Below are 6,799 nucleotides of genomic sequence, written 5' to 3' on the forward strand. Positions count from 1 at the left end.
ACCCTCGACGTCGGCGGAGGCAACCGCATCACCATCCTCGGCCAGACCGGCAACGTCGCCGCCTGGTTCGGCTGAGGACGCATACACGCGATACGAAACGGCGGGTGCCGGGGCCTTTGGGCTTCGGCACCCGCCGTTTTGCGTCGGCTTCCCCGAGCGGAGGGGGGCGGGCTAATCCGTAGGGGTCTTTGCCGCCGCGGGGTTATCGGTTGGATGATGGTTTACCCAATCGAACGAATCCCCGGAGCCATTCCGCCATGCCGACATTGCCGCACGGATCGCCCGACCGCGGGCTGAAGCCGTTCATCCTCGCCATTCATCGCGAAGCGCTGGAAACCGCCGCGGCCAAGGGGCTGACCGGCACTCTGGCGCAGGTCGCCGCTCTCCAGGACACCGCCAGCCTCGCCTCGGCCAAGGCCGGGCGTCTCGTCACGGAGGAGGAGGTGATGCGCCTGCTGCTTCGGGAGCGCCGCGCCCGTAAGATCCATGAGGCGATGGGAACCGCACCGGTCGCACCGGTCCGGAAGCCGGTGGCGGCCCCGTCCCGATTCCGCCTGGGGCGCTGGCGGACCGTGGCGATGGGCATGGCCCTCTCGGCGTCCTCGGGACTGGCTGGAAAGGTCCGCTTGTAGGAAACGGGCGGTGTGCGGTCCGCCGGTACCGAGTGAGTACGCCCATTGCCCTGTTGAGTGAGGCGCGGGGCGCACTGAGGCTGTCGCTTCCCCGCTGTTCGGCACGAAACACACAATGGGAGGTCTCATGTCCGTTCGCCTGGATCGCCGCCAATTGCTGCTCTCCGCCGGAGCCGCCGCGCTGGTGCTGGCCGTGGCGCCGCGCTTCGTCCTGGCCCAAACAACAGGGACCCAAACAACAGGGGGCCAGACACCGGGCGGCAAGGGATTCACGCTGCCGCCGCTGCCCTACGCGCCCGCCGCGCTGGAACCGCACATCGACGCGACGACCATGAGCGTGCATCACGGCAAGCACCATCAGGCTTATGTCGACAACCTCAACAAGGCGCTCGCCAACCACGGCGACCTTCAGGCGATGCCGCTGGCCGACCTGCTGAAGCGCGTCCCGGAACTGCCGGAAAGCATCCGCACCGCGGTGCGCAACAACGGTGGCGGGCACGCCAACCACAGCATGTTCTGGAGCATCATGGGGCCGAAGGCGGGCGGTGCCCCAGACGGCGAGGTCGGAGCGGCCATCGCGCGCGACTTCGGCAGCTTCGACGACTTCAAGACCCGCTTCAACACGGCGGGGGCCGGGCAGTTCGGCAGCGGCTGGGTCTTCGTCACCGCCGACCCGTCGTCGGGCAAACTCGCCATCGCCGCACGCCCGAACCAGGATTCGCCGGCCATGGAGGGGGTGCCCGTGCTGATGGGCAACGACGTGTGGGAGCACGCCTATTACCTGAAGTACCAGAATCGGCGCGCCGACTATCTGGCGGCCTGGTGGAACGTCGTCGACTGGGGCGCGGTGAACCGCCGCTACGCGGCGATCCGCAAGGGCGAACTGGTGATCTGACCGGCCAGCCTGACCTAAAACGGAAAAGGGCGGCGGGGATGTCCCCGCCGCCCTTCCTGCGAACCGTCTGGTCCAGAGGCCCGATCAGGCGCCCTGGTGCAGGCGGACGTTGAACAGCGGACCCTGGCTCTGGCGGCGCAGCGCCTTGGCGACAGCCAGCACGGCGAGGTCGGCCAGCGGCTCGACAATGATGACGGTCATGTAGGCGGCGCCGAAGGAGGCGACCTCCGTCATGGTCTCGGCGGTGAAGCCGTGTCCGTAGAAGGCCCAGAAGGCCACCCAGGCGACGATGCCGCCCTGGTAGGCGGTGGAGAGGGCGAGCGCCTGCGAGTACTTCAGGTCGACATAGGGGGTGGCGTCCGGAACGATCCGCTTCGCCAGCAGGCTGATGCCCCACAGCGGGACCAGCAGCGTGGTGACGTTCATGCCGTACTGCGGCAGGTCGAACGGCGCGAAGAACAGGCCCTGGATCAGCAGGCCGGCGGCGAGGCCGATGGAGGCCGCACCGGCGCCGAACAGCAGGAGCAGCGTCGAACCGAGGATCAGGTGAACCTCCGACACGCCCACGGGGTGGTGCGGGAACACCTCGAAGAAGCTGAAGACCAGCGCGGTGGCGATCAGGCTGCGCAGCACCAGCGGCGCGACCCCGCCGTTGTTGCGGACGTCGTCGCGCGCCAGCTTGCCGGCCATCGCGAAGCCGCCGGCGGCCGTCGCGTAGCTGAGAGCGATCTTGGCGCCGTCCACGACGCCGGGTTCGATGTGCATGCTCTATGCCCTTTCCGAGTCTGCCATGCGTTGGGAGGGCGTCGTTGCTGGCAGGCACCGGCATCGCAACCCCCTTGGTCCCCTTGGATGGGCGCACCGGAGGGACGGCTTGCGAAAGACGGGCGGCCTTTAGGCCGGACATCGGCAAGCGACCACCGGGGCACCCCGCCCGAGGACGTACGTTCGGTTACGGCAGGTCTCCTGGCTTGCGGGTCAAGGCGGCATCGTCCGGCCTTCCCGGCGCCCGTTTCCGCAGGCGGCGCCAGTGACACGGAAAGGACGAGGCCGCTCACCGCTCACAGTTGCGGGGGCAGCGCCGGATTTGCCGTTTCCCCCCGATCGGGGCGACGCACCGGCTTCCCTCTTAGCCCCGCGACCGGAGGGCGCGGGGAACCATAACCGGCGCCAGGGTAGGGGCGGGGTCCCCCGCCGTCAAGAGGGGGATGGCGACCCATCGGGGGAGTCGCACGGCTTCCTTGACACCGCTCCCGCGGAACCGACAAGGTCCGGCGGACTGCGCGAGGCCGGATCAACGGGCGAAGGACGGGGTTGCGGGCATGCTACCGGTTCATTTCCTGACCATCGTGCTGAACGGCGATCCCTTCATCCGCTACCACCTGGAGGTTTTCCGCCAACTTCCCTTCCCCTGGCATTGGCACGTCGTGGAAGGGGTGGCGGAGCAGGTCCGCGACTCCTCCTGGTGCGCGCAGCGGGGTGGGCGCGTTCCGCAGGACCTTCACCGCGACGGCCGCAGCAGCGACGGGACGTCGGCGTATCTCGACCGCATCGCCGCGGAGGAGCCCGGGCGCGTGTCGGTCTACCGCAAGCCGCCCGGCATGTTCTGGCAGGGCAAGGTGGAGATGGTGACCGCGCCGCTTGCCGCCATGACGGAGGACTGCCTGCTCTGGCAGGTCGATGCGGACGAGCTTTGGACGGCGGAGCAGATCACCCGGGCGCGCCGGATGTTCCTCGATTCGCCGTCGCGCACGGCGGCGCTGTACCTCTGCCACTTCTTCGTCGGCCCATCCTTGGTCCTCGACCGGCTGGACCAGTACGGCAATTACCGCGCCTACGAATGGCTGCGCACATGGCGGTACCGGCCGGGGGATTTCTGGCACTCACACGTCCCGCCCCGGCTGATGCGCCCGCAAGCCGATGGCGCCGCCGTCGATCTCGGCGCGACCAACCCCTTCCTGCACGAGGAGACGGCGGCGGGCGGGCTGGTCTTCCAGCATTTCGCCTACGCGACGCGGGAGCAGGTCGCGTTCAAGGAAATCTATTACGGCTACGACGGCGCGGTCGAGCGGTGGGACGCCCTGCAGACGGCGGGTCGAGCGGTCGGCAGCGGCACCCTTCCGCTGCGCGATTTCTTCCCCTGGGTGACCGACGCGGCGACCGTCGCCCGCGCCGAGCACGCCATGGTGGAGCCGCTGGCGCGCCCGGACGCCGACGGAGCCTGGGGCTTCGTACCGCCGGCGCGGGGCGCCTCGACCGCTCCGGCGGTGGCGCTGCTGCGGGGCTCAGGCCCCGCCGTTCGCCGCCGCACGCTCGTCCCCGGCGAACCGCCGCCGTTCCCGACCGACCTGATCCGAAGCGTCGGCGTGTTCCTGCTGGACGGTTTGGGTGCGGTGCTGCGGGCGTCCGGCTTCCTGCGGGAGTTGCGGCGGGCCTTGCCGCTGGCTCGAATCACCGTCTTTGCGACATCGGATGCGGAGGCGGTGCTCGCCCTCTGCCCCTACGTCAACCAGCGGGTCAACCTGCCGCCGCTGAAGGGACGGGCGCCCGACGACGCGCTGGTGACCGCCGTGCGCCAGGAGATCGGCCAGCAGTTCAGCGGCGCGTTCGATCTCACGATCAATCCTGGCCGGGGTGAGGACGCCAGCTTCGCCAACCGCCTGATGCAGGATACGGGGGCGCTGCTCCGCCTCGGTTGCAGGGTCGGCCGGCCGTTGCGCGGCTATTACGCCGACGCCTTCCTGACCCACGTCGCGCCGGCTCCCGCCGGCCTGCTGGGGGCGCTGACCGCCGGGGAGCCTGACCCCGCCACGGAGGTCTGGACCTCCCCTGCCGGCGAGCGGGCCGCCGTCGCGCTTCTGGCCGAGGGCGTTCCGGCGCGCTGGCGCTGCGCGGTCGGCCTGTCCGCGTCCGTCGGCACCGGCAGCCTGTCGGAGCTGTGCCGCCGCCTTGCCGCGCGCGGCGACACCGCCATGATCCTGGTCGGCGAGGAGGCCGCCAGGGGAGCCGCGGCTCGCATCGCCGGGGAGGCGGGGGGCGCCTGCGTGAACGCGGTCGGGCGGCTGGGTTTCGACGGGCTGTGCGCCCTGCTGCGGCGCTGCGACCTGTTCGTCGGGACCGGCGCCCCGGCGGAGGACATCGCCGTCGCGGCCGGGCTTCCCATGGTGGGAACCGGCCCGGAGCACGGCGATCCGACCGCCGGGGCGATGGAGAGCGCCATTACGGCTTGGCTGGCCGGCCGCACGTACTGACAAGCGTTCCCACCCAGCCTGTGAGATCCGAGAGGGGAAGCGTGGAAAAACGGAGGGACGGGCGCGCAAGGCGCTTGTGTTGGCGCGTTTGCGCCGCAATGATCCGCCCCCACCGAATCCCGGACGGCCGCAAGCGGCGCGCCGCAGCGGGGCAAAACCATGGATTGAATCCGGCGGCCCGGTAAGCACACGATGCGCAGAGCAGTCATGAAACCCCGTGCGGATTGGCGTCCGGGGCTCCGCAAATACCCCTACGGCGTCCGCGCCATGAGCGCCGGCGCCTTCTGGCGCGAGGATGTGCGGTACGAGTTCTCCGCACATCAGATCGACCTGATAGAAAGCGTCGCCGACGAGCTGCACACCATGCTGCGCGAGGCGCTGCGCGCGACGGTGGACGGGCGGGCGCTGGCCCGGCTGGGGGTCCGCGGCGGCGTGGCGCGGCTGCTCGAAGCCTCCTGGAACGACTATTGGGCCGCGGGGCGCCTGAACGAGCGGGCCGGCGGGCTGATCGGGCGGCTGACGCTGGCCTATGACGGGCGCGATTCGGTCAAGCTGCTGGCCTGCAACTACGACACCCCGGAAGGCCTTTTCGCCGCCTCGATCATTCAGCGCAACTGGCGCGAGGCCCTGATGGGCGATGCCAATCAGTTCAACGGTTTGCACGAGGGGCTGGTGGAGCGCTGGGAGGAGCTGGCGGCGGGCATGCCGGGCCGTGGGCTCGTCCATCTGGCCTGTGCCACCCCCGACCCGATGCGCGAGAGCGAGCTGGTCTATCTGGCCGCCACCGCGGCGGAGGCCGGGATCGCCACGCATCTGCTGCCGCTGCAAAGCCTGGGCTGGGACGGCCAGCGCTTCATCGACGACGAGGGGCGGGCGGCCTCCTGGCTGGCGAAGATCTACCCCTGGCAGGGGCTGGCCGACGACGCCTTCCTGCAGAAGCTGCGCATGGGCGGCATGAGCATGCTGTCCCCGCTGTGGTGCTGGCCGATGTCGAACCACGGGCTTCTGGCGACGCTGTGGTCGCTCTACCCGCGCCACCCGAACCTGTGCCGCGCCGCGCTCGACCCCGAGGAACTGGCGGGCTGCGACGCGGTGACCGAGCGCAGCCTGTTCGGGCTGGACGACGCGGCCCAGCGCATGACGGCGCACGGCCGCATCGTCTCGGACACCGGCGGCGCAGAGTATCCGGGGGGGCGGGTCTGGCTGGAAACCCCGCCGATCTTCGAGGAGGAGGGCGTCCACGCGCTCCTGCACTGCTGGATCATCGGGGACAAGTGCCTGGGCATGTCGGTCCGTGAATCGGCGGACCCGCGGGTCGGCCCCGACGCGGCGATGGTGCCGCACATCTTCCGCGGCTGACGGGCTTTCACGGGGTGGAAGGAGCCCGCCCTGTTCCAGCGGGGCGCAGGGCGGGCGCTTCGGCGGCGATCAACCGGCAGTCCTCAGCGGCCGCGGCCCGGCGCGAAGGGATTGGGCAACGGCGAGCCGAACGCCGCCCGGCGGGCGTCCCGCCACGCGACGTCGTTGCCGACGCCGCTGTGGGTGGCGGACACCGACACCACCTGACTCTGGTGGCGCAGCCAGCCGCGCAGCTTTTCTTCGAAACGTTGGGCGTCCTGGGCGTCCGCAACCTCCAGTTCCATCGACATCTGCAGCTCGGTCTTCATGGCATTCCTCCTCTGAACCGTTCCGTTGGACAAACAGCCGGGCGTGCCGCTGGTGCCAAAAAAACAGAAAAGGGCGGGGAACTTTCCCCGCCCTGCGCTGCAACACCGTGAACGCGATGGCCGTCGATGCGATTGGCGGCGCCGCCGCTCACTTGCCTTCGGGCTTCGCCGGGCGGGCCGGCTTGGCGATGCTGGCGATCTGCTTCTGCAGGTCGTCGATCTGCTTCTGAAGCTCTTCATAGGTGTGGCTGGCCGCTGCGGCCGCGCCGTTGGGCGGAACGGCGGACGGACCGGGGGCCGCCGGGCGGGGCGGCTGTCTCTTATACACATCTGACGCTGCCGACGATTATACGC

7 protein-coding genes and 1 riboswitch are annotated in these 6,799 nt (G+C 70.1%); of the genes, 4 read left to right on the forward strand and 3 right to left on the reverse strand.

Going from position 1 to position 6,799, the window contains the following annotated elements; all coding sequences use genetic code 11:
• Positions 1 to 257: 257 nt before the first annotated feature.
• Positions 258 to 632 carry a hypothetical protein gene (locus tag Q4I23_RS28860; protein ID WP_498528490.1) on the forward strand — a complete coding sequence of 125 codons (375 nt, stop codon included), beginning with the start codon at positions 258 to 260 and terminating at the stop codon, positions 630 to 632.
• A 127-nt stretch (positions 633 to 759) separates the two neighbouring features.
• A complete protein-coding gene (locus tag Q4I23_RS28865) occupies positions 760 to 1,527 on the forward strand; it encodes a superoxide dismutase (protein WP_237908041.1) in 768 nt (255 codons plus the stop codon).
• Between the two features lie 84 nt (positions 1,528 to 1,611).
• Here Q4I23_RS28865 and Q4I23_RS28870 read toward each other — a convergent pair whose 3' ends face one another.
• Positions 1,612 to 2,292, reverse strand: coding sequence for an energy-coupling factor ABC transporter permease (locus Q4I23_RS28870; RefSeq protein ID WP_498528491.1), 681 nt, complete (start codon positions 2,290 to 2,292; stop codon positions 1,612 to 1,614).
• Positions 2,293 to 2,466: 174 nt separating this feature from the next.
• A riboswitch (cobalamin riboswitch) is annotated at positions 2,467 to 2,705 on the reverse strand.
• Positions 2,706 to 2,849: 144 nt separating this feature from the next.
• Here Q4I23_RS28870 and Q4I23_RS28875 point away from each other — a divergent pair.
• On the forward strand, positions 2,850 to 4,778 hold the full coding sequence (locus Q4I23_RS28875; protein WP_498528492.1) for a hypothetical protein: 1,929 nt from the start codon (positions 2,850 to 2,852) through the stop codon (positions 4,776 to 4,778).
• 207 nt (positions 4,779 to 4,985) lie between these two features.
• The gene (locus Q4I23_RS28880; protein WP_454020591.1) at positions 4,986 to 6,137 is read left to right on the forward strand and encodes a glutathionylspermidine synthase family protein; all 1,152 of its coding nucleotides are present in this window, start codon (positions 4,986 to 4,988) and stop codon (positions 6,135 to 6,137) included.
• A gap of 83 nt (positions 6,138 to 6,220) precedes the next feature.
• On the opposite strand, the gene Q4I23_RS28885 is transcribed toward Q4I23_RS28880, so the two are convergent.
• The gene (locus Q4I23_RS28885) at positions 6,221 to 6,445 is read right to left on the reverse strand and encodes a hypothetical protein (RefSeq protein ID WP_014199802.1); all 225 of its coding nucleotides are present in this window, start codon (positions 6,443 to 6,445) and stop codon (positions 6,221 to 6,223) included.
• A gap of 148 nt (positions 6,446 to 6,593) precedes the next feature.
• Positions 6,594 to 6,773 carry a hypothetical protein gene (locus tag Q4I23_RS28890; RefSeq protein WP_498528493.1) on the reverse strand — a complete coding sequence of 60 codons (180 nt, stop codon included), beginning with the start codon at positions 6,771 to 6,773 and terminating at the stop codon, positions 6,594 to 6,596.
• Between the last annotated feature and the right edge of the window lie 26 nt (positions 6,774 to 6,799).

This window comes from Azospirillum sp. UFLA03-27, assembly GCF_059803775.1.